General features: G+C 59.7%; 21 protein-coding genes, 1 tRNA gene, 2 pseudogenes and 1 other annotated feature. Of the genes and pseudogenes, 10 read left to right on the forward strand and 14 right to left on the reverse strand.

All coding sequences use genetic code 11. From position 1 onward, the window contains the following. Nucleotides 1-1,054 precede the first annotated feature (1,054 nt). The 4 genes from FIU28_RS25850 to FIU28_RS25865 form a co-directional block, all read right to left on the reverse strand. A complete protein-coding gene (locus FIU28_RS25850) occupies nt 1,055-2,179 on the reverse strand; it encodes an alpha/beta hydrolase (protein ID WP_210247748.1) in 1,125 nt (374 codons plus the stop codon). A gap of 315 nt (nt 2,180-2,494) precedes the next feature. Continuing rightward, entirely contained in the window at nt 2,495-2,701 is a 207-nt protein-coding gene (locus FIU28_RS25855) for a twin-arginine translocase TatA/TatE family subunit (RefSeq protein WP_143575900.1), read from the reverse strand. A gap of 84 nt (nt 2,702-2,785) precedes the next feature. Continuing rightward, entirely contained in the window at nt 2,786-3,574 is a 789-nt protein-coding gene (locus tag FIU28_RS25860; RefSeq protein WP_143575901.1) for a ferritin-like domain-containing protein, read from the reverse strand. Nucleotides 3,575-3,585: 11 nt separating this feature from the next. Then, on the reverse strand, nt 3,586-4,377 hold the full coding sequence (locus FIU28_RS25865; RefSeq protein WP_143575902.1) for a ferritin-like domain-containing protein: 792 nt from the start codon (nt 4,375-4,377) through the stop codon (nt 3,586-3,588). Between the two features lie 797 nt (nt 4,378-5,174). On the opposite strand from FIU28_RS25865, the gene FIU28_RS25875 reads away from it, so the two are divergent. From FIU28_RS25875 to FIU28_RS25890, 4 genes are all read left to right on the forward strand, one after another. Beyond that, complete coding sequence (locus FIU28_RS25875) at nt 5,175-5,933, forward strand: Crp/Fnr family transcriptional regulator (RefSeq protein WP_143575903.1); 759 nt, start codon at nt 5,175-5,177, stop codon at nt 5,931-5,933. Nucleotides 5,934-6,047: 114 nt separating this feature from the next. Further along, nucleotides 6,048-6,743 carry an outer membrane protein gene (locus FIU28_RS25880; protein WP_143575904.1) on the forward strand — a complete coding sequence of 232 codons (696 nt, stop codon included), beginning with the start codon at nt 6,048-6,050 and terminating at the stop codon, nt 6,741-6,743. Between the two features lie 154 nt (nt 6,744-6,897). Beyond that, a complete protein-coding gene (locus tag FIU28_RS25885; RefSeq protein ID WP_143575905.1) occupies nt 6,898-7,602 on the forward strand; it encodes a ferritin-like domain-containing protein in 705 nt (234 codons plus the stop codon). 28 nt (nt 7,603-7,630) lie between these two features. Further along, the gene (locus FIU28_RS25890) at nt 7,631-8,284 is read left to right on the forward strand and encodes a ferritin-like domain-containing protein (RefSeq protein ID WP_143575906.1); all 654 of its coding nucleotides are present in this window, start codon (nt 7,631-7,633) and stop codon (nt 8,282-8,284) included. Nucleotides 8,285-8,544: 260 nt separating this feature from the next. Continuing rightward, nucleotides 8,545-8,619, reverse strand: a sequence feature (AL1L pseudoknot). On the opposite strand, the pseudogene FIU28_RS25895 reads toward FIU28_RS25890, so the two are convergent. Both FIU28_RS25895 and FIU28_RS27125 read right to left on the reverse strand, forming a co-directional pair. Then, nucleotides 8,545-8,903: pseudogene (locus FIU28_RS25895) on the reverse strand (IS3 family transposase); the annotation flags it as partial. (Overlaps the previous feature by 75 nt.) Before the next feature lie 261 nt (nt 8,904-9,164). Next, nucleotides 9,165-9,338, reverse strand: a pseudogene (locus tag FIU28_RS27125) (DinB/UmuC family translesion DNA polymerase); the annotation flags it as partial. Between the two features lie 338 nt (nt 9,339-9,676). Between FIU28_RS27125 and FIU28_RS25905 the strand changes: the two are divergent. After that, complete coding sequence (locus tag FIU28_RS25905; RefSeq protein ID WP_143575908.1) at nt 9,677-12,049, forward strand: TonB-dependent receptor; 2,373 nt, start codon at nt 9,677-9,679, stop codon at nt 12,047-12,049. Between the two features lie 249 nt (nt 12,050-12,298). Here the strand turns inward: FIU28_RS25905 and FIU28_RS25915 are convergent, their stop codons facing one another. From FIU28_RS25915 to FIU28_RS25925, 3 genes are all read right to left on the reverse strand, one after another. Beyond that, nucleotides 12,299-13,003, reverse strand: a complete 705-nt coding sequence (locus tag FIU28_RS25915; RefSeq protein ID WP_210247749.1) for an enoyl-CoA hydratase/isomerase family protein — start codon at nt 13,001-13,003, stop codon at nt 12,299-12,301. Nucleotides 13,004-13,944: 941 nt separating this feature from the next. Then, the gene (locus FIU28_RS25920; protein WP_143575850.1) at nt 13,945-14,796 is read right to left on the reverse strand and encodes a YdaU family protein; all 852 of its coding nucleotides are present in this window, start codon (nt 14,794-14,796) and stop codon (nt 13,945-13,947) included. 147 nt (nt 14,797-14,943) lie between these two features. After that, nucleotides 14,944-15,975, reverse strand: a complete 1,032-nt coding sequence (locus FIU28_RS25925) for a hypothetical protein (RefSeq protein WP_143575851.1) — start codon at nt 15,973-15,975, stop codon at nt 14,944-14,946. 177 nt (nt 15,976-16,152) lie between these two features. Between FIU28_RS25925 and FIU28_RS25930 the strand changes: the two genes are divergently transcribed. The 5 genes from FIU28_RS25930 (at nt 16,153) to FIU28_RS25950 (ending at nt 21,022) form a co-directional block, all read left to right on the forward strand. Then, nucleotides 16,153-16,599 (forward strand): DUF2924 domain-containing protein, encoded by a 447-nt coding sequence (locus FIU28_RS25930; protein ID WP_143575852.1) that lies wholly within the window; start codon nt 16,153-16,155, stop codon nt 16,597-16,599. Then, a complete protein-coding gene (locus FIU28_RS25935) occupies nt 16,596-17,993 on the forward strand; it encodes a recombinase family protein (RefSeq protein WP_143575910.1) in 1,398 nt (465 codons plus the stop codon). The genes FIU28_RS25930 and FIU28_RS25935 overlap by 4 nt, the downstream gene beginning before the upstream one ends. Further along, nucleotides 17,990-18,430, forward strand: a complete 441-nt coding sequence (locus FIU28_RS25940) for a hypothetical protein (protein ID WP_143575911.1) — start codon at nt 17,990-17,992, stop codon at nt 18,428-18,430. The genes FIU28_RS25935 and FIU28_RS25940 overlap by 4 nt, the downstream gene beginning before the upstream one ends. 466 nt (nt 18,431-18,896) lie before the next feature. Further along, the gene (locus FIU28_RS25945) at nt 18,897-20,543 is read left to right on the forward strand and encodes a putative bifunctional diguanylate cyclase/phosphodiesterase (RefSeq protein WP_143575912.1); all 1,647 of its coding nucleotides are present in this window, start codon (nt 18,897-18,899) and stop codon (nt 20,541-20,543) included. 35 nt (nt 20,544-20,578) lie between these two features. Further along, nucleotides 20,579-21,022, forward strand: a complete 444-nt coding sequence (locus tag FIU28_RS25950) for a BLUF domain-containing protein (RefSeq protein ID WP_143575913.1) — start codon at nt 20,579-20,581, stop codon at nt 21,020-21,022. A gap of 113 nt (nt 21,023-21,135) precedes the next feature. On the opposite strand, the gene FIU28_RS25955 is transcribed toward FIU28_RS25950, so the two are convergent. From FIU28_RS25955 to FIU28_RS25975, 5 genes are all read right to left on the reverse strand, one after another. Further along, nucleotides 21,136-21,591, reverse strand: a complete 456-nt coding sequence (locus FIU28_RS25955) for a hypothetical protein (protein ID WP_143576416.1) — start codon at nt 21,589-21,591, stop codon at nt 21,136-21,138. Nucleotides 21,592-21,890: 299 nt separating this feature from the next. Then, nucleotides 21,891-21,980, reverse strand: a tRNA-Ser gene (locus FIU28_RS25960). Between the two features lie 150 nt (nt 21,981-22,130). Then, nucleotides 22,131-23,603 (reverse strand): trehalose-6-phosphate synthase, encoded by a 1,473-nt coding sequence (locus FIU28_RS25965; RefSeq protein ID WP_168209979.1) that lies wholly within the window; start codon nt 23,601-23,603, stop codon nt 22,131-22,133. A gap of 150 nt (nt 23,604-23,753) precedes the next feature. Further along, nucleotides 23,754-24,566: a trehalose-phosphatase gene (gene otsB, locus FIU28_RS25970; RefSeq protein WP_143576417.1), complete on the reverse strand. Its 813-nt coding sequence runs from the start codon at nt 24,564-24,566 to the stop codon at nt 23,754-23,756. A gap of 9 nt (nt 24,567-24,575) precedes the next feature. Then, a complete protein-coding gene (locus tag FIU28_RS25975) occupies nt 24,576-26,057 on the reverse strand; it encodes an MFS transporter (RefSeq protein WP_143575915.1) in 1,482 nt (493 codons plus the stop codon). Between the last annotated feature and the right edge of the window lie 152 nt (nt 26,058-26,209).

The following is a 26,209-nucleotide window of genomic DNA, read 5'->3' on the forward strand; positions in this document are numbered from 1 at the left end:
TCCACCAGGGCGTCCTTACTCGCAACGGCATCTCATAGCGCCACATAGCTTGTAGCTCGCACCACTTTGGCACTTTAGGCTTGGTGCCTGTGAATAGGCACGCCATTTCCCCCCCGATCGGCTTCCAAAGTTGACCCCACCTTTGCCGCTCGATGGCCCTGACACAGCGATGAAAATCAGCCGTGGCCTATCCCAGCATGAAATTCGAACTATGAAGCGTTCCGCTAAGGCCCGCGAGGTCGATCGGCATATCATTGCGGGCGTTTTTCGGACTGACGGTTGGACCGCACCAACTCGACGGCGTCGATATGTGGCGCCTTGTTGAACGCGGCCTTGTCCGCGAGATGACTGTGCTCTGGCGCCCACTTTCGGCCGCCGTGGCGGTCGAGAAAGCGTTGACGAAGGCCGCCTAAGCGAGCGAGGCCTCTGCAACTTGATCGCCCGACGGCATCCTTCCGCGAGGGGGTGCTTAGCGCCGGGCGCAGCAGGAGCGCTGCTCCTCGCGGTCGCTGCGTAATCTTCCTGCCTAGAGGGTGTGCGCGATCCGCTGCTTTTTCCTTGTGCGCTCTGACTCGGTTAGCGCGCCAGAACATTTCGGCCCAGGCCGGACTGCTTAATGGGCGAGAATATGCCCGGTAGCGTGCGGCGCTGTGCGCGCTGACACCTGCCGCGAAAACGCGGGGTCCGTAGTAAGCCTTGTTTACATGCACGTCCTTAATGGGCGATTCGCCAATGAGAGGTTATGGAATAAGTCGGCAGGCGAAGCTGGCAATAAACCGTCGCAAGAGTTAGTAAAGGGTTATTGTCGCATAGTATGAAGGTTGACCGCGACGATATCGGATTGGCTGGCACACGACTGACTGACGACTGATGCTTTACGTCGGCGAGTGAGGTGCCTCGAGACACACACCCTGCCTCTTACGTCGGAACTATCCTTGCCGTCCGATATTCCAGCCCACAAATTGAGATTGGTACCTTTCCATTGCCTCGAAGAAAATGGGCGGTCAAGTGACCGCCCATTTTAAGACATTAGTCGGAAGATTACTGTAACATTTTACTTCGTATGTGAGGCACCTGTGGTAGGCGATTGGTCGCCAAATCCCTTTTTCAATTGCGCGACCGCAAAGTCCTGTGCTTCGGCCGCCTTGGCAACTACAGCATCCATGCCAAAGAATTCGTGGGTCACGCCGTTGTAGAGCTTGTGGGTGACTTCATTACCGGCGGCCTGCATCTTCTCCGCCAGCATATCGCCATCGGAACGCAACGGATCTAGTTCGGCATTGATGATTGTCACCGGTGGCAAGCCCTTAAGATCGGCAGAAACTAGATTCAGCCGAGGGTCCTGCCCCTCTTTGGCATTATTCAGCACCTTGTCGAAGAACCAAGCCATCATCGGCGTGTTCAGTGGCTTAGCGTCGGCCTGCGCCTTCTTAGAAGGCGTATCCATCGTGGTGGTCGCCACCGGGTAGACCGAGACCACCGCGACAGGCGCGGTTAGCTTCTGGTCACGCGCCGCGATCGCAGTATCGATTGCCAAGTTGCCGCCCGCGCTTTCGCCGACGATTGCGACCTTGTCAGGATTGCCTCCCCAGCCTTTGGCATTCTTCACGATATACTTGTAGGCTTCGATGGCCTCATCATGAGCGGCGGGAAATTTGTGCTCCGGCGCCATCGGATAATCGACAGATATAACGATAGCATTCGCCTTGCGGGCAATGGCAGCGGCCGAAGCATCATATGTATCGAGATCTGCGATCACCCAGCCGCCGCCGCGATAATAGACTACGACTGGCAAGTTGGAGTCCTTGGTGGCTTTTTCCGGTGTGTAGTAGCGGAGGCGCAGGTTACCCATGTCAGCGAAGTGGCTGTTGGAAACAGACAGACCCCTGTGTGGATCGACGTCTAGCTTCTCATCCTTGATCACCTTCTTCACCGCGTCGGTGGCTGAATACTGCTTCCGTGCCTCCGATGGGTCGAGGCCTTCGATCGGCTTTGGACCAAGGGCATGCAAAGCGGCCAAAACCTTGGCCATGTCAGGATCGGCCTTGGCGGCGGTATCGGCGACCGGCGCGGTTGTGGTGGATTTCTCGGTGGGTGACTGCGCATGGCTTAAGTTGGTCATCGCGATCATTGCAGAAGTGGCAAGCATTGCAGCTTTAAATGGATTGAAAGTGGACATTTTATCTCCTGTGATTTGCGACTATGAACTTTGCGGCATCGACATTCCGTCTCAGTTTTGGATGTTAGGCTCGAAAGAATATGACGTACACGACGGTAAATGCCACGACCACTAAAGCGAGACTCCAGACGAGAACATTTCGCACGGTCGGGCCACGCTCAGCTCCCCTCGCCTCTATTGCAGTTTCAACGATGGGTTCTCCTTCATGCTTCGCCATCGTCTATCCTTTCACAATCACTACGAATGTTTAGGTGCTCAGCGCCGCTTGTTCGGTCCGCAACCTCCAACCGACGCGTTGGCTGCAGTTTCGCCTATTCAGGATTTCGCCACAGTCGAAGTCTCAGAAGCAGCTTGTATATTGTGAGGCGGCGTCTCGACTGGCACATCCTCCTGCAGGCCCTTTCTGAAGGATTTCATCCCCTGTGCCACGTCGCCCATCACGCCGGAAATCTTGCCTTTCCCGAATAGAAGCACAACGACGCCGACGACGATCATCCAGTGCACGATGCTCATTGATCCCATCAGACCGTTCCTTCGCAGATAGAGGAAGGGTGGCAGGCTCGCGCCCGCCACCCTAGTTTCATCTCGGCCATCGCGGGGGACGACTTACGCGGCCTTGATGAACAGCTTGGCGATCGCGAGAACCTTGCCCTTGCTCAGGGGCTCGTCAAATGCGCCGGACAGAGACTCTGCAGAGAGACCGCCGAGATCCTTGATGTCGGCGCCGCCCTGCATGAAATCGGCTTCGCCATCGTAAACCGCCTGCGTCGCCTCGGGTAAGTCACCGCGGGAATTGCTGACGATCCAGGCTGGCTGTCCGCGGATGAGGCGTACCTGCGCCGCATGTCGCGCTTCGACCGAATGGATCTGCAGCGCGACCGTCAGGATCTCGTCGGAGCTCTTCAGGTTAGCAGCCTGCCCTTTGTAGGCCCGAACGCCGGTGTCTTCGAGCGCCTGGGAGACTGCCAGGAACGTCTTGTAGTTCGAGAACACGTCGCCGAACGCACCCTTTGCGGTAAAGTCGAAGGTCGGTTTCTTGACCGCATGGCTTCCCAGCGCGGCCTTCAGGACTTCGACGTGGGCGGCTTCGTGTTTGCCGATCGTTTCGAAGGTCGCCCGCGTTTCCGACGGGATCAGCTTATCGCTCGCAAGCGCCTTCCGGTAGAACTCGTCCTCGAGGTATTCGAGCGTCAAGGCAAAATTCAGAACCTCGGCGATCTTCCTGGGAAGCTGCGCGCCTTGTCCGAATGCAGCCGTCGATGCGGCCGCAATGACTAGGGGTGCAGTAGCCAGCACACCGAGCTTGAGCGCGGCAGTCTTGAACGAGCCGGACTGAGACACGCGGGCGGCGATTTCCGGATCGATGTCGACGAGAATGGTATTTTGATTTGTCATGTTTCTGCTCCTCAGCCGATATCGTCGGCAGTGATGGGGGTCTTCACGAACGGACCGGCGGTCGCGAGGACTTCGGCCGGCTTCTGTGCGCGGTCGAGACCCTTCTCATTGACGACGTCAGCATCGTCGAAGGCGTTGCTGCCGCCCGTGCTTGAGCCGACGGTGGTGCCAGAGCTGTTCGAGGCGCTGGTATTACCCTTCATGCCGATCAGGTAGCGGATTGCGGTCGCGTGACGAGCCTCGACGGAGACGATCTTGCCGGCGAGGAGCAGGTATTCGCCCTTCTCCAGCAGCTGGCCGGCGCCATTGTACGCGGCGACGCCGAGGTCCTCGAAGGTCCTGGCGGTGGTCAGCACGCTGTCGCGGCTGTTGAAGTCGATCTTGGTGAAGTCAACGTCCAGGGCCGGGATGGCATTCTTCTTAAGAGCGGCCTTGAAGAAGTCGCGATGGGCGATCTCATGGTCGCGGATGCCGGTCAGGATCGCGGTGTCCGCCGACGACATGTTGGCATACGGCGTCTTGGTGACCTGGGTGTAGAACGCCGCCTCGAGCTGTTCGAGCGCGTAGGCATAGTTCAGGATGCCGACATCGCCTTCGCCGAGATCCACGGCCTTCGCCATCGCGGCGCCGCCCGGGGTCTGGGCCAGGGCCTGCTCGATGCTGAAGCCCGGCAGCTTGCCGCTGAGCGCGACGGCGCCCAGAAGTGCCGTGCCCGACCAAGCGAGGAAACGTCGCCGGCCGAATCCTTCGGATGTCTTCTCGACAGGCGACGCCGCCTGCGAAAGATTTCGAGTGTCCGTCATTTGTTGCTCCATAAGCGTATGGGTGAATTTTGGGCGAGTTCAAGCGTCCGGCGGCAACGTGCTCGGCTTCGACGTCGAATGCTTTTGTTGGAGGAGAATGAAGCGAAGAAAGTTCGCTTGCCTAAAAACTCCGATCCCACATTGAAGAAACGGTGGTACCTATCGTTCCTAAATGTTAGTCTGGAAAACGACATATTTTTTGAAACTTATACCTAAACCGCACCACTCGAACGGGCTGGTTCACGCTTTGGAAGATTTAATAGAGCTGAAACAGATACTTGACGCCTAGTTTAACATCGAAATCCGCGATGAGGGATCTGTTCCACTAACTTTGCCGACCGGACATAACGCATCAACGGACTATGCAACTTCGTCGCGCATCCGCGAGAACTTAATATTCTAGATATTCTGCTACCCGACTGTGCACCATCTCGCCTCGGTTCCCGGCAGCGGAACCTACGGATTATCAAACGCCATTGTTTTGAAGAACAGCCTTGCATGCAGCGCGTAATTTGAGGCGGTTCTGTTGCAGACACCCAAGGACAGTAAGATCGCCTTGATTTAGCAGCGGACGGCAGAACCGAACTGCATCTTTCGAGCAGGCGTCCTTCTCTTGTTTCGTACCTGCTGCGTTTGCAGGTTTGACAATGAGAAGAACTATCATCATCATCATAAGCGTCTTCATTTTCGACCCTATCGATATTTGAAAAAGTTACGAATGAATTGCATTGGGGTTTCGCTCAGGCCGTCACGTTTTCATCGCGCAGCCGAAAAATTTACGGCGACTTAAAACCTTCATGGACGGCAATCGTAGCTGTCTTATTGCTTTTGCCGATATGCGGGCGAGGCCGAACAATGTCAATTCGGTGAAAGCGCCAATGACAATCCTGCGAAATGAGATATTGAATCTGCTTCCCACGGATGAACGATCCGAGCTGTTGATCTATGGCAAGGAAGTCTCGCTCTATCCCGGCAGCATCCTCCAGGCGTCCGGCGAAACGATAGAGCATGTATTCTTCCCGCATTCCGGTCTGGCTTCCTTGATCGTCGTCGTCGACGGAGTGACGGCAGAAGCCGGCTTTGTAAGTCGGAAGGGCGCTATCGGTTCGCTTTATAGCATTGAAAATCCTACGGCGTTGTCGCGAGCCGTCGTCGTTGCTGGCGGCGCCGCTTTCCGCGTCCCGAGGCAAAGCCTCGAGCATATGTTGCGGCGGTCCGACGCACTTCAGCAAGCAATCAACCAGAACAATGTACAGATCGCGGAGAACGCTCAGCGAATCGCAGGATGCAACCTTCTGCATCACCTCGACGCGCGCCTTTGCCGTTGGTTACTTCAAGTTCACGACGCTGGTGGAATTGCCGAGATCGCAATTACGCAAGATGCGCTTGCGCAGATGCTTGGGGTTAACAGGCAGCGCTTAAACGAGGCGCTGCGAGATTTACAAACCCGAAAAGCAATTACGAGCCATCGTGCAGAAATCCGTATTGTCCGCGTGGATACGTTGTTCGAGACCGCATGCCGCTGCGCGACACCAGTACCCGCCTCCGTCCGGTAGTGGACACAAGTTCCCATTTGTCGGCCACCGAACGTTGCGATTGAGGCACAGACTCTTTGTTCGTCGACGCGCATTCTCATTGAGCGGCGATTTCGCGCGCGACGGGGGATGGTTATGAAACGACTAATTCTAGGCGCCTTGAGCCTGATCGTGGTTTCGGCCCCCGCTTTCGCTGCCGATCTTGCCGCCCGGCCCTATACAAAAGCCCCAGCTTATGTTGCGGCAGCCCCGCTCTACACGTGGACCGGCTTCTATGTCGGAGGTCACATCGGTGGGGCGTTCCGCGACGGCAACGATCCGTTCGGCGGCAGCAATGACGCGCGCTTTATCGGCGGCGGACAGGTCGGAGCCGACTACCAATTTTCTGGCAGCTGGCTGGTCGGCATCGAAGCGAACTACAGCTACGTCGATGGGGGCAACGGCACGCCTTTCGCTTTCACCGGCGGCAACTTCAGCCACAATCTGCGCGGTCTGGCATCCGTTACCGGCCGCCTTGGCTACGTGTGGGGTTCCGGACTTTTCTACGCCAAGGGAGGCTATGCCTACGCCGATACCCGGAACAACGGTATCGGACCGTTCCAGTTCAACAACGGACGCGACGGCTACACGGTCGGCGGCGGATACGAATACATGTTCGCGCAGAACTGGTCGGGCAAGATCGAATACCAGTATTTCGATTTCGGCCGGAACCAGTTGCTCATCGGCACTCCGCTGGTGTTCGCGGGCAACATTCGGAACGACGAGCACACGATCAAGGCCGGCCTGAACTACCACTTCAACCTGGCGAGCCCGCTGACCCCGCGCTACTGAGTCGAGACATCGGACTAGACCGGGCGGGGCTGCGGATCTTCGCGCGCCTGTCGGGCAACCTGCAAGTTCACCGGCCGGCGCCCGTAGCTCCCTCAGACCGAGACGAAACAAGCATCAGAGGCAACAGGCCTCGCAATTCATCAAGGAGGATTCCATGAGCCATTCAGACGTGCTCTCGCCGATGCCCGATAGCGGCGACCGGCGGTCGTCGCGACGATCGATACTGAAATGGGCCGGCGCGGCTGCGGCATCGGCGGCGGTCTTTGGGGTGGACGTCCCAGGCCTCAAGCTTGCCGAGGCCTTTGCGCAGACCGGGGCGGTGGATCTCGGCGGCGGCGACGTCGGCGTCCTGAACTACGCCTACGCGCTGGAGCAGCTAGAAGCCGCCTTCTACACCCAAGTGGTCGCCAGTCCCTACGAGGGCATGTCCGGCTATGAACGCTCCGTGTTGCGCGACATCCGCGACCACGAAATCGCCCATCGCGCTTTCTTTGCGAAAGCGCTCGGCCGCAACCGGATCCCGAACCTGACGCCGAACTTCTCCGCGGTCGATTTCGGCAGCCGCCGCAGCGTCCTGACCACGGCGAGCACCTTCGAGGATCTCGGTGTCTCGGCCTATAACGGCGGCGGCCAGGCCATTAAAAATCCGGCTTACCTCGCGGCCGCAGGCTCGATCGTCTCTGTCGAAGCACGTCACGCCGCGGTGCTGCGCGACCTGATCCAGCCGCTGTCGTCGAACTTCGCCGGCTACGACGTCGTGAACTTCAGCGGTCTGGACGTCGCGCGCCCGCCGTCGCAGGTGCTGATGGCTGCCGCGCCGTTCATCGCGACGCCGATCACCGCGACCCAATTGCCCTGACCGCAACATTCATTCGAGGATAATTTCCATGAATCCGACCACGATCCTAGATGCCCTTGATCCGGATCTCGCCGAACGACTGGGCTCCAAGCGCGACCTCTTCCGCAAGGTCGGCGCCAAGCTCGGCGTTCTCGCCACGACACCCGTCGTTCTGGCTGCCGTCTCCACCGAAGCGTTCTCACAGGGACTGCCGAAGCAGATCGTCGACATTCTGAACTTCGCGCTCACGCTCGAGTATCTCGAAGACGAGTTTTACCGCACCGCGCTCGGTTCAGGAGTCGTTCCCGGCCAGTTCGCGGAAGTGTTCAGCACCATCGGCCGACACGAATCGCAGCACGTCGCAACGCTAACGGGCGCGTTGGGCGGCGCGGCGGTCGCCAAACCGCAATTTGACTTCACTGCGCGCGGGAAATATCCGGACATTTTTCGGAACTTTGCGACCTTCGCGCTGGTTTCGCAGACTCTGGAAGACACAGGCGTCGCCGCTTACAAGGGCCAGGCTCCCGCGCTCACCGGCGGCGGCGACCTGCTAACTACCGCGCTGCGGATCCATTCGGTCGAGGCGCGGCATGCCGCCGAAGTCCGACGCGTGCGCGGCGTCAAGTCGTGGACCGGTGCCTTCGACAAGCCGATGACCAAATCCCAGGTGCTGGCCGCCGCGATGCCGTTTATCGCCGGCTGAATAATCTTGAAGGCGAGCCCTCCGAGGCTTGCCTTCATTCTGTGTCGCGCGCCGGACGCCTCGGCGACATGCCTGGCCGCCGAAACGCAAGTGATGTCTCTTCAGTTGGCGGTTCGATTTCGGCCGCTGGCGCGCTTCGCGCTCTCTCTACATCGTTTATAATCTGATTGCAGATTGTGGTTGTGTATTGCGGATCGGGGCGGGCTTGCTGCGAGACAGATACGATTTGCGTGCGTTCGCTGTCACAGCCGGAGCAATGCCCTTCCACGATGATCGTCGATGAACGCGATCATGGCTTGGATCGGCGGTCGAGCTCCGCCATCGCAAAATAAGCTCTTGCCTTGCGCAAGATCTCATTGGCCCCCCGGAGCTCACGGTTCTCCCGTTTCAGGGCCTTTAGCTTGTCGGCCATCTCAGTTAGAACGCCGGCACGTTGCCCGCTGTCGATCTCTGTCTTCTTGACCCAGTCATGCCGCGTCTGCGGGTTGCAGCCGATCATGATTGCATTCGAGGTCACGGCCGCCCAACGCGACGAATGCTCTCTCGTGTGATTTAGAGCCATCAAAGCCGCACGGACCCAGACCTCGGGTAAAAACTTGTTCGTCGTCTTGCTTGTCATGGCTCCATCCTCTTAGGATGGCTTTGTGCATTGTGTCCTTCCCATGCGAAGCACCCTAACCAGTCCAAAGCCCCTATTGGCACCATGATCACCGGTGTGCTCCCTGATGGGCTTTCTGGATTGAGGTCAGACTTTCTCTGGATAAAACACCCTAACCGGTCCGATGCCCCTACCCCTTAGAGTTTTGACCACCCCCCACATATCTGGCATAGGCAGAGAGCAAGGGCGCCAGCTTCTCCTGTACCGCTTGCGAATCGCAAATCCTACAGCCAGGCGCTCAAGGTCATCTCGGCTTCCGGCGGCCGAGGTCACGGACCGGCTTCGCGACATGATCTCGAAATCACCGAACTTCACCCTGAGCGTCACTGACCGGCCGCGGTTTCCGGTGTTCTCGCAGTGGCGCCAGACCTTGTCGACGAGCGACTGCAGCTCGGCGAGCTGACAGCAGATCGCGACCCACTGGCAACAATTGAAATCGAGCCGCAGGCATAGCGGCGAAAACGCGATGAGCTGCTTGATGGATTAGAATTCGTCAAAACTCGAATTTGCTCACGTCTGCGTTATTTTTGCGAGGGCGCCGGAATAACCTTTAAAACAAGGCAATCGCAGAGCGAGAGTTATTCTAGATTCTTTCCAGAAGCAGTGTTCGCCGGTTTGACGTCGGCCTTGCCGAAATACTTTGAAACAATTCACTGGACGACCCCGCTGCGGATCGGCATGTCACATCTGGCGCGTCGCTCCTAAAGCGTGACGCACGGTGTTGTGGGTGGGGCATGTTTAAAGAATACAAGCCGGCGTTACGCTTCTGCACGGTCGCCTTGTTGTCGGTGAGTGTGCTAGCGCTCGACCTTGCGCTGTCGCCGCAGGCCGTCGCTCAGACAGCTGCTCCTGCAACAGAGGTGGCGCCCACAGGGCGGGCGAGCCCAGCACAATTGCCGCCGGTGAGCATCACGGCGCCAGACCCGGCGACGCGCCGGCGACGCGCGGCGTCGCGCAGTGCGGCCGTCCCTGCCGGGGCCCGTGCTACCCGCCGCGTCGCCGCAACGGCACCACCGGCGCCCGCCGTCCGCAGCCTTTCGCAGGATGCCCGCACCGGCGCCGTCGGCATCTACGCCAACAGCACGTCGAGCGCGACAAAGACCAATACACCGCTGTTGAACATTCCGCAGTCGGTCAATGTACTGACCAAGGAATATATCAAGGACCAGAGCTTCCCGGGGCTCACCGACGTCACGCGTTACGTGCCCGGCGTGGCAATACATCAAGGCGAAGGCAATCGAGATGAACTCGTAATCCGCGGCGTGGATTCCAGCGCCAACTTCTTCGTTAATGGCTTCCGCGACGACGTGCAGTATTTCCGGGATCTCTATAATGCACAGAGCGTCGAGGTGCTCAAAGGACCGAGCGCGCTGATTTTCGGCCGCGGCGCCGGTGGCGGCCTCGTCAACCGCACGCTGAAAGAGGCCGATGGCGCGCGGGTCTACGAAGCGACACTGCAGGGCGGCTCCTACAGCGACCGCCGGTTCACGCTGGACGCCGGGCAAGCCATCAATCCCGACGTAGCGGTGCGCCTCAACGCGATGTACGAGGGCTCCGGCACGTTCCGCCAATACGGGCAGCTCGAGCGCTATGGCCTCAATCCAACGGTGACGCTTAAGCCGAACGATACGACGCAGGTCAAGTTGAGCTACGAATATTTTCACGATGAGCGCACCGCCGACCGCGGTAATCCGTCCCAGGCGCTTAACAATGCCGCGCCCTCGTCGACGCGCTTTAACCCGGCGGCGCCGTTCGCGCCGGGCGGCGACCTGACGGCCTTCTTCGGCAGTCCAGGTCTCAGCTCGGCCCATGTCGACGTGCAGACCGCGATGGTCGTGGTCGACCATGACTTTGAGAACGGTCTCACCGTGCGCAATGGAACGCTCTATTCCGACTTCAACCGCGGCTACCAGAACATTTACCCTGGCAACGGCACACTGTCCGGTGCGGTCAACACCACCGACACGTCATTCAACCGCGCCGCCTACAACAACACAACTGACCGCGAAAACGCCTTCAACCAGACCGACTTCATCTACAAGACGGCGACCGGACCCGTGCTGCACACGTTGGCCTTCGGCACCGAATTCGGACGGCAGACCGGCATCTCGCTGCGCAATACCGGCTTCTTTCCCACCGCGAGTGGCGGGCTGAGCAACACGGTAACCGCCAACCCGTTCGCGCCGACCTATTTCGGGCCGGTCACGTTCCAGCACATCGCGACAGACGCCAACAGCAAGTATCGCCTCAACATTGCGTCGGGATATGTGCAGGACCAGATCGAGGTAACGCGTTGGCTACAATTCATTGCTGGCGTCCGCTATGATAGTTTCGATCTGGCAGCGCTCGACCAGAACACCGGCATTCTGCGCAACCGGACCGACGAAAAACTGTCGCCGCGGGCGGCTGTGATCGTGAAACCGATTGACAACCTTTCGATCTACGGCAGCTATAGCATCTCGTATCTGCCGGCCTCCGGCGATCAGTTCAGCGCGCTGTCGTCATCGACCGTGCTGCTCGATCCGCAGAAGTTCGACAACAAGGAAGTCGGCGTGAAATGGAACATCATGCCGCGCCTGCAATATACTGCGGCAGTTTATCAGCTTGACCGTTCCAACGTCCCGCTCGCAAATCCGAACGGCGACGGCACTTTCTTCCTCAGCGGCAAAAATCGCATTCGCGGCTTTGAGACCGGACTTACCGGCTATGTCACGGATGCCTGGCAGGCATCCGTTGGATATGCCTATACCGACGCGCGCATCACCAGCGATACGTCCGCCACGATCGTCGCCGGCAATCGCGTACAGTTGGTGCCGTTCAATCAGTTTTCGTTTTGGAATAAGTACCAGATCGACCCAATCTGGGGTGCAGGACTGGGCGTGATCTACTTCTCGGACTCATACGCCTCGTCCGACAATAGCGTGCGGCTTCCGGGATTCGTCCGCGTCGACGCAGCACTGTATGTGAAGATCAACGAGACGTGGCGCGGGCAGCTTAATATCGAGAACATTCTCGACAAGGGATATTGGGCGTCTGCCGATGGCAACAATAACCTGTCGCCCGGCCTGCCACGAACGTTCCGGGTATCAGCAACAGCGAAATTCTGACGCGGCAATGTTGTTTCTGACGCAAAGCGACCGGACAGCTTAGATCTGAGATGCGAATTTCTGTCCGTCGTCATCATCATCAGAAGATTGCAGCGAGGACAGCGAAACGCCCAACACTCGCGCGGCCTTTGGCAGCGGTATGGCCCCTGCAACAATCCGACGGCTAGGCGCTCAAGGTCGTTGCGGCTGCCTATGGCAGTGGGGACCGAGCGGCTCCGCGACATGATCTCGAACTATGTCAATCGGCGTTCAAGTTTGGCTCTTACGCAATTTTGGCGATGACCGCTCGATCTCGTCGAAGGCCGCGGCGGAAGATCGCGTTGGAAAGACTCGCGATTTCTGCGGCAACAGCCGATTGGAACACGATTGGTCGACGTAAGCGCGCCTAAACGGCGGTGGCAACCTAACTTTCTGATCGAAATCGTTGAATGCGCTCGTTGAACGACGAAGCATCACCAAATTTTCCAGAGCCGAACTTTGACCCCTATCGGCGTCCAACCGATTTACAACGCCGTATCGCGCCATCTCGCGCGCGGTCGCGAGCTCCGATGTCTGGGCCCATTCCATGGCCTTGGCTCGACCTGCGCAAGCAGCGACACGGTACACGCCGCCGAGCAGCGTCATTAGACCGAGGGTTTGCTCCGGATGCCCGAAGCGCGCGCTCTCGCTTGCGAAAAGAACATCAGCGCGGGCCGCCCACTCAAGAACGCCGCCTGGACAGTGTCCCTGGACTGCAGCAGTGATTGGTATCTCCAGAGCCTCGAAGCGATTCAGCGTTCTCATAAGCTCGGCAAATCTTGCGCGAAGCTGTCCGTGCCCGCCCGGCCCGGGCCGTCGTTCCGGTTTCGACTCTCCACTATGGTTTTCAAATCGAGATCGAGGCGATAGCAATATCATCGAACTAGGCTTCAGCGATAGAACAGCTAACGGACGCTTTGCCCCAGAAGCCGTCATGGTCGACGGCGTACCCGAAACGAGAGGTGGCTTTCTGTATTAATTCCGCTGAATTCTTGGTTGCAAATCCCGGCCGGCAAGTGGGCTTTTCTATTTTAAAAACAACTTTTTGCGTGTGGACCACCCTAACCGGTCCGATGCCCCTAGGCCGTAGAGTTTTGATACCCCCCCCCAAGAGCAAGCTCTGCCAGGACGGGGACTATTCCTCCCTGCGTGAGCAGCCTAACCAGTCCGATGCCGCTATTGCCACCTTGATAACCGGTGTGCGCGCTGATGGGCTTTCTGGATTGAGGTCAGACTTTTCCTGGATGAAACACCCTAACCGATCCGGTGCCTCAGGCTGCTTTTGATCACCTCTCATGCGAGAGCCCGATGATATGCCTAAGCATGCCATCGGGCTCATGAACCTGTGGGCACTTCAGATCCGAGGCAGCCGAGCAATTACCCACTTCGCAAGGCGATTTAGCGTCTGCATCTTGGTCACAGTGGACCGAGTTGCGCCGTCGCAGGCTGGCTTCACGACGGAGCTCCCTGGTTTGCTCGGAGTTCGCTTCACAAATCCGAGGCGGTACACCGCATAGTGGTCGCTAAGCGTCACAGGCGTGAAGGCAGGGCTTGCTGAGAGCAGCTGAGGCGGTTCCTCGTCTAGTCCAAAGCCCTTGCCGTACTTTTCGATTAGATCGGCACGCGTAGGTCTGACCTCCTTTGGCCCTGCTATTGCGACCTTACGCGCTTCAATGGCCGAACTACCCCAATTGCGGTGCTTTTCGAGCTTCGCTAGCCAAGAGGACCTTTCGTCGCAAGCCGCTTTGACCTCAAACACGCTGGGCATGAACGTGTTCGTTGAGGGAAGTCCCGTGAAAGGGTGGCAGACGTACATCACGACCTCACGAGGGTACTCCGACAACACCGCCGCAATAGCAGATCCATACACAACAGGGTCATTCGCATCGCCCTGTCGGAAGCATCCGAGAAGCTTCTGAGCAGCCAGCAGCGCCTCCACCGCGGTCAGTTTGTTCGAAGGCTCTTGCGAGGGCGATTTGTCCGTCGAGGGCATCGTAGATCCGTCCTTGTTTGTGAGGTCGTCGTTGTCCGGCATTTGCTTGCTCCGGTGGGGGTGTGGTTGTGACAGGCAGAGGCCGCCGCTGACGGGCGTATGCCGTCGCGAAAGCCTTTTCGAAGTACGCGATTGGCTTAAGGTCAGTAGAGCGCTGAACGACGAGCTTGGTCTCTTCGACAATCATCGCATTTGAATAGCCGGCGGCTATCCACATGGCGGCCCGACCGTTGAGGCCGTACCAGCCGGGAGAAAGTTTCGATTGGTCGGCAAGGCCAGCGGCTTTCAGGAACGCAAGTGCGAGCGATGTCGCTTCGCTTGCCGGTTCAATTTCTGCAGCTGACGCGCCTCGCGTTCCCTCTTCATCGTTTATAATCTGATTGTAGATTGTGGTTGTGTGTTGCGGATCAGATGCAAGATTGCTGCGAGACAGATGCGACTTTCGTGCGTTTGCAGAATTCGCCTTAGATCTTTCAGCAACTTGGACCAATTCGCCCTCTAGCCGCTCGTGACGCCAGTCTTCCAAAAAGAAAGACTTTAGAACGGGCAGCGATTTGGACCATTGGTGGTTGGTCATCCGGGTGACGCGACGTGCAACCTCGTCGCTGATGGGCGGCGCCCCCTTCGACCAGTAATGCATGATCAGCAGAAGGTAGGCGCCGTGCTCCGCAGTGGTGAGATGCGCTGTGCCGGCCAGGTAATCTGCGATGTAAAGCGGCATCCAATGCCGCTTCATGGTCCGTTCCTGGATCCAGCTCGCATCGTACAGGTATTGAAAATCTTCATGATCTCTCCTCGCCGCGTGCTGCGGGCAAAGAAGCAAGATCAATTCTGTTGGATAATGTCTTGGGAGTTTAACGCAGCGAAACTCCGAAATATGCCGCTAGCGGGGATTATCTTTGAGAAAGGCGGTCGACAGCCGCCTTGCTTTGCTGGCGTGGGTGCCGCCGCCCTCGGCCTGCTCGGCGAACCTGCTGGCAATCGCCGCAATCGAGCCTCCCTCCTTCTCGTGCGCCTCCTTCATCTTAATGAGAAGCTTGTCGTCGGACATTTGATAAGCGCGCCCCTTGGGCCGACCGACCTTGACCTCCCTCGGCTCTTTCGATTCTTCCGCAGCGCCCGGAACGCTCAATTGCTCCGCTGTCGGCTGATGCGAGGCCTTCTCCCAGCCACGAACAAGGGCATCAAGGCGATCCTGCAACCCCGGCCGCTTACTTAGATCGATATAGCCCTGAGCCATGACCGTATATCTCGACCAGCGTTCAAGAGCATCTCCGCGGAAGTTGGGCGCCGAGGGCATCGGATCCGAGCCCATTAACCCGTATTCTTCGCCATACAACATCGATGTCATAGTATTCATCGATCCCTCCGCGCTCTCGGCAGCTTCCATCTGCGTTACCCGTTCGCTTGCTCCTGCGCAGGGTGGCGGCGCTCCGTGTTTTGGCGATTTGGCGCGCCAGGTGAAACGAGCGGGCTCGGCCAGTGATCTTGGACGAGCTACGTCATTCGATTTGCAAAATTCGACGACACTCGCACCGCTGACCAACGCCCCCTCGGCAACCCGTGTATTCCATCGGCCATTCGAATGTGGGCTCGAATCAGCGACTGCCATGCAGGACGCGTAAATATCGATTCGTGAGATCACAGTACCATTTTGATGGATGAAGGCGTCGGATGCGAAGCCATCCATGATGGCCCACTCGCCTATCCGGCGGACAACAAGGAGAGCCGGTTCGCCGCTGGATCCGGCCCACTCGTTAACAATTGCCCACAACGGCAGATACTTAGGTGCATTCGCCGCCATTAGATTCGCTGTCCAGTTTAACTGCTGGCCGTTTTCCTCCCTTAAAATCACTATTACAACCGATACGGCCATCAAACTTGTTGAGTAGCTCTCGGCGGAGGGCTTCAGCATGACGACAATATCTCCGCACAACGATCTGGCCGAAATCGCCGGCATCCTGGCGCTTGGCCTCCAGCGTCTTAATGCCCGCAAGTCCAGTCTCATTTTGCCGTCAAATCGAGATTCTCCGCTCGACTTCGAGCCCGGGTCACACGGTCATGGTCCCCGTGAACACGAGGATCTCCGTACGTGAATGACACCGTTTTGAACCAATTAGCCGCCCTTAAGGGCGCATCTGCCCCCGTTTTGAAGGCAAGGTGGCGGGAGCTGTTTGACAGCGAGCCGCCCCAGTACAACCGCCGCTTCCTGGAGAGCCGGCTGGCTTATCGAATCCAGGAGCTGGCCTACGGCGGCCTGGCCCGCGAGACGATCGACCGCCTCCGCGCCATGGCCAAGCAATATGAAACCAAGAGCATTGCCGAGCGCAAAGCTCGCCCGGTTCACCGGCCGATCGCCGGCACTCAGCTGATCCGGGAATGGCAGGGCATCTCGCATTGCGTGACGGTTCGGACCGACGACTTCGAGTATCTCGGCCGCCCCTATAAATCGCTGTCATCCGTCGCCCACGAGATCACCGGCACCAAGTGGAATGGCTGGGTCTTCTTCGGCCTCAAGAATCACCAGGTGAAATCATGAGCGCCCGCCGAAGGGGCTCGATCGAGCCCAAATCTGTTGCGGCCACCGCCGACCGAGGCCATCGATCGCCCTCTCATGACGCCGCGCCGCTGGTCCGCAAACTACGGTGTGCGGTCTACACCCGCAAATCCAGCGAGGAGGGCCTCGACATGGAATTCAACTCGTTGGAAGCTCAGCGGGAGGCATGCGAGGCCTTCATCGTCAGCCAGCGCGCCAAAGGCTGGACGCTCGTGCAAGACCATTATGACGACGGTGGCATTTCCGGTGGCACTCTAGAGCGACCTGCGCTGAAGCGGCTGCTCGCCGATATCGAGGCCGACAAACTGGACATCATCCTCGTCTACAAGATCGACCGGCTCTCCCGGTCGATGCTGGATTTCCTCAATCTGGTCGAGACGTTCGACCGGCGCAACGTCACCTTCGTGTCCATCACGCAGTCGTTCGACACCCGCAGCCCGATGGGGCGGCTGGTGCTCAACGTGATGCTGTCCTTTGGTCAGTTCGAGCGCGAGGTTACCGGCGAACGCATCCGCGACAAGGTGGCGGCCTCCCGCAAGAAGGGCATGTGGATGGGCGGCTGGACGCCGCTTGGCTACGAGGTCCAGGACCGCAAGCTCATTATTCATGAGGCTGACGCTGAGACGGTGCGGGGCATCTTCAAGCGCTTCCTGGTTCTGAAGTCCGCGACCTTGCTGGCGCGGGAGCTGGTGGCCAACGGCGCAACGAACCGATATGGCCACCTCCTGGATAAAGGCGTGCTGTACAAGCTGCTTAACAACCGGGTTTACGTCGGCGAGGCGGTCCACAAGGGGACTTCCTACCCCGGTGAGCACCAGGCCATCGTCGACCGCAAGCTCTGGGACCAGGTCCATGCCCTCATGAAAGACAGCCCTCGAAAGCGGGCTGCCAGCGCTAGGGCACAGACCCCGGCAATCCTGAAGGGGCTGCTGTTCGGCCCGGACGGCGCCGCGATGTCGCCGACCCACACCCGAAAGAGCGGCAAGCTCTACCGCTATTACATCAGCCAGAGCGTCATGAAGCGCGGGACGGACGCCTGTCCGGTTCGCCAAGTCCCGGCTGCGGAGATCGAGCGGATCGTCATTGAACAGATCCGGTCACTGCTGCTGTCGCCGGAGGTCATTGTGGCCACCTGGCGCGCAGCGCAGAAAGCCGGCACCTCGCTTGGCGAGACCGACGTCCGCAGTGCCCTGGTAGAATTTGAGCCTCTTTGGGCCGAGCTGTTCCCCGCCGAGCAGTCCCGCATCATCGAGCTGCTGGTCGAGCGGGTCGACATCAGCCCCACCGGCATCGACCTCCGCCTGCGGGTCGAGGGCCTGACCTCGCTTTGTAACGATCTCCGCGGCGCCACCGTCCCGCAACAAGAGGCCGCATGACTTCCCAGCAGAACCTCGTTGTCGGCAAATCTCGTCGCCCCACCCTCAGCCGCGACGGTCTGACGATCTCGGTGCACATCCCGATAACGTTGCGTCACCAGGGCGGTCGCAAGCAGGTTGTGACACCGTCTGATGCCGCGCCGTGGATCCCGCGGGCCGCCCGCATCGACAGCACCCTGGTCAAAGCGATCGTCCGCGCCCATCGATGGCGAGATATGTTGGAGTCCGGCCGGCATGCCACGGTCCGGGACCTGGCAAAAGCGGAAGGCATCAACGAGTCGTACCTCAGCCGCGTGTTGCGCCTTACCCTACTGGCGCCGGCAATAATCCAGTCGATCTTGGAAGGGCATCAACCCCCGGGTCTCGAACTGGATGGGTTGCTTGGACCCCTTCCCCTGAACTGGGCGCAGCAACAAGATTTGCTGATTGCCGAATAGCAAACCGCCGCGCACCGGCATTCTACTGGATGTGCCGATCAGATCTCAATTGCCGACCAGGTAACCGCGCGCCGATTGGATGTTTTGGAATGTCACGAGCTGACTAAATGCGCTTATAGCTGCGGACCTGCGAGAAATCCTCGCGGCGCATAATAGCAATACGTGAGAAGGTCGCCCTTCGGTCTCCTCCGCCGCCCGAAACCCTAGCCGCTGTTTCGATGCGTTGGTCCGTAGATTGCCCCGATGGACCCCAAGTCACGCTAGCAACTTTTCAGCAGCGCGATATGTGGGTTTGCGGAACGCGCGATAGGGAAATTTTTCTGCCATCCGTCGCCGACCCGACATAACACCTGACGTGTAGTTGATTTGGTAATCAGGAACGCGCAATGCAGCCGTACAGATTTACCTATTCGAAATGCGGAGCTGCGTAAGTTGCGGTGTTTAATCATCGGGCACTGGAATTCAGATGAAGTCGGCGGCTGTTCAAATCATCTACCCGGAATCCCGCAACGCTCTCCGCGTCGGCGACCTGGCGCGCAGCGTGCTGACCAATCTTCAGCAGGCGGTTGTCGTGCTGGATAACGACAACACCATCCTGCTTAGCAATCCCAATTTTGATGCGATGTTCGGCACGGCGGCGGACCTCGCTGCGCTGCATGAATGCCGCGATCGGTGCGCGGAGGCTTGCGCCGCCGCCGGCGGCGCCGCGCTGCAGGTTTTCGGGCGCGAGGTCGTGGTCCGCCAGGTCGCGCTTCCCGAAGGGCTACTGGTCACGGTTGACGATGTCACTGACCAATTGGCGGAAAAAGCCCGGGTGGTTGAAGAAGCCCGCACCGATACGTTGACCTTGCTCGGTAACCGCCTGATGCTGCGCGAGCGGTTGGCGGAAATGCTCGCCAGACGCGGCGACGGCGAGGTGTTGGCGGTGCTTGCGATCGATCTCGATCGCTTCAAGGCGGTCAACGATAGTCTCGGCCATCATGTCGGCGACGCGCTGCTGCGCGTGGTGGCGCAACGGATCCGCTCGGCGCTCGGCCGAAACGATATCGCCGCGCGGTTCGGCGGTGACGAGTTCTGCGTTGTGCAGGCCGGCCAGGCGCAGCCGCATGCCGCCGCCCAACTGGCCAAGCGGCTGGTCGACCTGATCGGACGCTCCTACCTCCTCGACGGCCACCTGATCAATATCGGCGCCAGCGTCGGCATCGCGCTCAGCCCTGCGGATGGCGATGACGACAATATTATCCTGAAGAACGCTGACTTGGCGCTGTACCGCGCCAAGCAGGAAGGCCGCGGCCGCTACAGCTTCTTTGAATCCGCGATGGACGACGAGATGCAGGCGCGCCGCAACCTGGAGATCGACCTGCGCCGCGCGCTGGCGCTGCGCGAATTCTCGCTGGTCTATCAGCCGCAGTACAATTTCGAATCGCAGGAAATCACCGGCTTCGAGGCGCTACTGCGCTGGAACAGCGCCAGCCGCGGCATGGTCTCGCCCGCCGAATTCATTCCGCTGGCCGAGGAGACCGGCTTGATCGTGCAGATCGGCGAATGGGTGCTGCGCACAGCTTGCCGCGAGGCCGCAAGCTGGGACAAGCCGCTCGGCATCGCCGTCAATGTATCGGCAATCCAGGTCGGTACCAACAAACTTGTCTCCACGGTGCTCTCCGCACTGGCGGAAAGTGGCCTGGCACCGACCCGACTGGAACTGGAAATTACGGAAAGCGTGCTGATTGGCGATCATCGCTCAGCGCTCGAGGTGCTGCAGAGCATCCGCGCGGTCGGCGTGCAAGTTTCGATGGACGATTTTGGCACCGGTTATTCGTCCCTCAGCAATCTGCGCAGTTTTCCGTTCGACAAGATCAAGATCGACCAGTCCTTTGTCCGCGCCAGCCTGGACGATCCCGGCAGCATGGCGATCGTGCGCGCCATCGCTGCGTTGGGCCACAGCCTCGGCATGACCACCACCGCCGAAGGCGTCGAGACCGAAGAACAGCTGGCGCGAATCCTGGCGGACGGCTGCACCGACGTGCAGGGCTACCTGATCAGCCGCCCGCTGCCACCGGAAAACATTGCCGGGTTCCTGCAGACGCATAGCGACAAGGCTGGCTTGCGGTAGCCAATCACACTTATCTTCACATCAGGAGCCCAGTCATGCCCAGCGAACTCTACCGTCTCGTCTATTACAGCGTGAATCGCGTCACCGGAAAATCTTCAGAAGCCTCAGCGGAAATCGCTACTATCCTGGCGGCTTCGCAAGCCAATAACGCCAAGGTAGGGATCACCGGCGCGCTTATCTTCAACAGCGGAATTTTCGCCCAGGTGCTGGAAGGTAAACGGTCGGACATAGAAGCGACCTTCGAGCGCATCCAACGCGATCCGCGCCACGGCGACGTCCAGGTGCTGGCGTTTGAGCCTGCAGCGTGCCGTGGCTTTCCGTCGTGGTCGATGGGCTATGTCGGCAACTCGCGCGAGGACGTCAATGTATTCGGCAATATCGCGGTGGACACCGGCTTCGACGCCAGGCGGATGGAAGGCGACCGCATCTTCCAGATCATGCGCGACATCGTGCTGGAAGACGAAGCCCACGCGGCCTGATCCGCGGTGCTACCGATGTCGTCCCACGGCCGACAAGGATTCGAACCGTCAGCAAGACCTTAGCTCCAAGCACCTAAAATGGCTGCCTTTCAAAACCGTACCAAATCGCAGCACTAGTTCGAACGTTCGCCAGCGTCCAATATCCATGTTCGATCAGTAAACGTGACATACATGCGCTCTTGGCCAAGCGCAGCACCCAGCTCAACAGCGAGCTCGTTTAACATCGATTCAATTGCATCGTCGGATAAATGCCCCAGATAGGCGTGCACAGCCTCTCCGGTAAAAAGCGCAACAGGTTCGCGATCCGAGCCCACCGTCCCGTCGGGACGTGGCCAAGCGTAAGCAACTTCTGCACGGGTGAACATACCGGAAAGCGCCGGCTGGCCCGCCTCTACGCGGCGTCTCATCCAGGCATGAGCAGTGCGCACAGCTTCCGAAACGTCGAAGACGCGGCCTTCGGCGTCCCACCCCTCTCGTAATCCGACACTGATCCGAAAGTCGCGGCGGGGGCCCATCGAGCCCGCGACGACCGAATAGTCTTGAGCTTTTGGCCCGATCCGAGTTGTCATTTGATCCGTTTCACTGGTGGTCAATAATGGCTCAAAACTGCCGACTGGGCGTGCCGTGCTCCCTTGTGCGACAGGGATTCGAACCGTCAACGAGACCGCAGCTGCAAACACCTTAAATGGCTGCCTTTGAAAACCGTACCAAAACGCTGCAGTACTAAGCTTTGGAGAAAAACGCCGTCTCCAGCCTCAAATCTCCGAAATCGGCCTTTCTCAGTACGGCAACCATACCTAGGTGATGTTGTTTTTATTGGGCTTTTTGGGCGGTTTGGCCACAGGTGGCGCTGCGGGAGCAATGGCGGTGGCGGAGAGAGTGGGATTCGAACCCACGGTACGGTTTCCCGCACACACGCTTTCCAAGCGTGCGCCTTAAGCCACTCGGCCATCTCTCCCCGCGTGCCCTCTCATGACGGTCCGAGCGATGATTTGCAAGGGACCGCAGGGCCGGGCGACCGGGTTTTTCGCATAGCGTTGAAAATAACGGACGGATCTGCCACCTTGAGTGGCAACGAACGGCGGCCGCTGGTCGCGGCCGCCTGCGGTCAATGGAACCGGTTGCCCACGATGGAGCTGAACGACCGCGCCGGCCAGACGACCGGCGGGTCTTCCGGGGCGAGGTCGCCGCTGGCTTTGGCGCTCGCGGCATGGGCGTTCTGCAGCGCATCGACAAAATCGCTGAACCAGTCCTGGATGGTCCCGGCGCGCAGCTTTGTCATCATGGCTTCCCAGCGCATCCGGCGCTCCACCAGTGGCATCGAGAACGCCGTGGCGATGGTACGCGCCATGCCGTCGATGTCGTGCGGATTGACCATCAGGGCCGTATCGAGCTCGTTGGCCGCGCCGGCGAATTTCGACAGCACCAGCACGCCGGGATCGACCGGGTTTTGGGCTGCGACATATTCCTTGGCGACCAGATTCATGCCGTCATGCAGCGGCGTCACCAGGCCGACTTGCGCCGTCCGGTACAGGCCGGCGAGCACGGTCTGCGAGAATCCCTTGTTGAGGTAGCGTATCGGCGTCCAGTCGACCTCGCCATGGCGACCATTGACGTCGGAGACCAGCTTGGCGAGCTGATTCTGCAGGTCGCCATAGGCCTCGATCGCGCCGCGCGACAGCGTCGCAATCTGCAGCAGCGACACCGAGCGTTTGAGCTGCGGCTGCAGCGTCAGCATGCGGTCGAATGCCTCGATGCGATTGATTAGGCCCTTGGAATAATCGACGCGATCGACGCCGATCGCCAACTTCTCGCCATTCAGGCTGCGGCGCAGCCGCGATACGTCGGGATGCGACGCCGCCTTGGCGGCATGGGCTGCGAATTTCGCGGGATCGATCCCGATCGGGAACACCGCGCAGCGCGACATGCCGAATTTCGATGCAACGACCCCACCGGCGATATCGAGTCCGAGATCGTTCTCGACGAAAGACAGGAAGTTGTCGCGATCATCATCGGTCTGGAAGCCGATCAGATCGTAGGCGAGCATTGCCTCGACCAGCTCGCGACTATGCGGCACGCCACCGAAGATGTCGCGAGTCGGCCACGGCGTGTGCAGGAAGAAACCGAGCGGATGAGTGACGCCGAGCTCGCGCAGCTCCGCACCCAGCGCCAAGAAATGGTAATCCTGGATCCAGAACACCGTCTCCGGCTTGCGGAAGCGCAGCAGCGCCCGCGCCATGAACGAGTTCACTTCACGATATGATTTGTAATCGTCGTGCGAGGAGCGGATCAGATCGGTGCGGGAATGCAGCGCCGGCCACAGCGCCGAATTGGCGAAACCTTCATAATAGCCGGCATAATGCGCCGCCGGTAGATCCAGCAACGCCAGCGCGCCCTTGCCCAGCGATTCGATTTCGGCGAACGGCTCTTTCTGTGCGCCCTCGCGAACGCGGCCACTCGACCCCACCCAGATCGCGCCGGACTTCTCCACCACCGGCAGCAACGCGGCTGCCAGTCCACCGGTCATCGGCTCAGTGGCCGACGCGCGTGAAACGCGGTTTGAAACGACGACGAGGTTCACTTGAGTGCCCCCTCCCAGATTACAGTCTGATTATAAACGACCGTTCATCATTATGGTTCCTGAACAACATTGGACCCAATTGACGCCAAACTTGGGCGCAGGAGACGGAACCCGCGCCATCTGGCAGGCTGTTGTGATCGCAGAACGAGGTCAGCCGGCAGGTTTGGCGTCCTGCACCAATTGAGACAGCCAGGCGCGCACGTCATTGGGCTCGCCGAAATGTCCGGCCACCCCTTGCGCGTGGCGGCCGACGGAAAATGCCAGGCCGCCCATGCCCGGCATGATCGCGAAGACCGTCTCGTCGGTCACGTCGTCGCCGAGAAACACCGGACGGCGGCCGCTGAACGGCGCATGATTCATCAATTCAATCACGCCGGTCGCCTTGGTGACGCCGGCATATTTGATCTCGCAGACGAACTTTCCCGGCAGCACTTCAAGCGGCGCATTCGGCAGATCGGCGCGAATCGCCGACACGGCGTCGTAGATCGCCTGCTCGGCATGCGGCGCCAGACGGTAATGCAGGGCCAGCGAATAGCCCTTGTCCTCGAGCAGGATGCCAGGGCTGAGCTTGGCGATCGCGGCGAGGCGTCGCTTCAATTCCTTGTCGAGCGGCGGCGCATGGGACGCGACCGATTCGTTCTCCGGCGTCAGTCGCATCTCGGCGCCGTGGCCGCCCACGGCGGGAAACTGCATCGGCGCGAATATCAGGTCGATGTCGTTGATCGAGCGGCCCGACACCAGCGCCATCGCGCCGTTGGTAAGCTGCAGCAGGCGGCCGAGCGCAATCGCCAGTTCCGGCGGCACCCAGACTTCCCGCGGCGTCGGCGCCATGTCGAGCAGCGTGCCATCGATGTCGAGCAGCAGCGCGCATTCATGCAGCGCTGGCATCACGGCGCCGGGCGCGTGGATCGGGTCCTTGACGCGGATATCGGCATCGGCGGGTTTGGCAAGATCGTCTGTCATCGTCATCGTCTACTCCACAACGGCCAGTGGCCGGGCAACGGATTCAAGCGGCTGGCGTTCCGCCGCAACGGCATAGCGCCACCCGATCAGCGCCGCAGCGATCATCAGAAAGGCGCCGAGAAGATAACCGGCAAACACGCTCTGGCGCGAGCCGGTGTCGATCAGCATGCCGAACAAAGCGGGCCCGGCGACACCGCCGACCGCGGTGCCGATCGCGTAGAACACCGCAATCGCCAGCGCGCGGACCTCGATCGGAAAGGTCTCGCTCACCGTCAGATAGGCTGCGCTAGCCGCCGGCGAGGCGAAGAAGAAGATCACCATCCAGGCGATGGTCTGGGTCTGCGCCGTAAAAACACCGATCGAAAAAAAATAGCCGGAGATCGCCAGCAGCACGCCAGAGACGCCGTAGGTGATCGCAATCATCGGCCTGCGGCCCAGCGTATCGAACAGCCGGCCGAGCAGCAGCGGGCCCAGGAAATTACCGGCCGCGAACGGCAGAATGTACCAGCCGACCTGGTTGGAGGCGATGCCGAAGAAATCCGTCAGCACCAACGCATAGGTAAAGAAGATCGCATTGTAGAAGAACGCCTGTGCCGCCATCAATGCGAGGCCGACCAGCGAGCGCTGCCGGTATAGCACGAACAGCGTCTGCGCCACCTCGCGCAGCGGCGTATGGCTGCGCATCGTCAACTTGATCTTCGGCAGCCGCTTGATCGCCTCTGGCGTAGCCACCTGACGAGCCGAAGTTTCGATCTCCGCAACAATGACCTCGGCCCGCTCGGGCTGGCCGTGAATCATCAGCCAGCGCGGGCTTTCCGGAATCCACAGCCGCATCAGCAGCACGAACAGGCCGAGCACTGCGCCGGTGAAATAGGCCGCCCGCCAGCCATAGGATTGCGAAATCGTCGCGGGATCGAGCAGCACGATGGCGCAGACCGCGCCGAGCGCGGCACCGAGCCAGAAGCTGCCATTGATCACCAGATCGGTCCAGCCGCGGTACTTGGCCGGCACCAGTTCCTGGATCGTCGAATTAATCGCGGTGTATTCGCCGCCGATACCGGCGCCGGTGAGAAAACGAAACAGCACGTAGCTCGCCAGATTCCACGAACATGCCGTCGCCGCGGTGGCGCTGAGATACAGCGCCAGCGTGATGAAGAACAGTTTCTTGCGACCGATCCGGTCGGTGAGCCAGCCGAAACCGAGCGCGCCGATCACGGCGCCGGCGAGATAGGCCGAGTTCGAAATCCCGACATCGAAGTTCGAGAACTTCATCGCCGGGTCTTCCTTGAGCGCGCCGGACAAGGCTCCGGCGAGCGTCACTTCCAGCCCGTCGAGAATCCAGGTGATGCCGAGCGCCGTCACCACGCGGGTATGGAATCCGCTCCAGACCAGCGCATCGAGCCGCGATGGAATGTCGGTCTTGATGACGCGTGCACCGGTCGATCCCGTCGGTTGCCCGTGGCCGTGATCGACGCTGCTGAGATTGGCCATGCCGCATTGCTCCGGAGCACTCGATGCTCCCCGTGGCGAGAGCGCGGCAACAAAGAAACGCCCGAAGCCAGCGGCTCGGGCGGTCGCATTACTTTAAGGTAATCCTCCGAGGGAGTTTCGGTTCCCGCCGGCACTCAAGACCTCCCGCTTGA

The sequence above is a fragment of the Tardiphaga sp. vice154 genome (assembly GCF_007018645.1).
Taxonomy (GTDB): Bacteria; Pseudomonadota; Alphaproteobacteria; order Rhizobiales; family Xanthobacteraceae; genus Tardiphaga.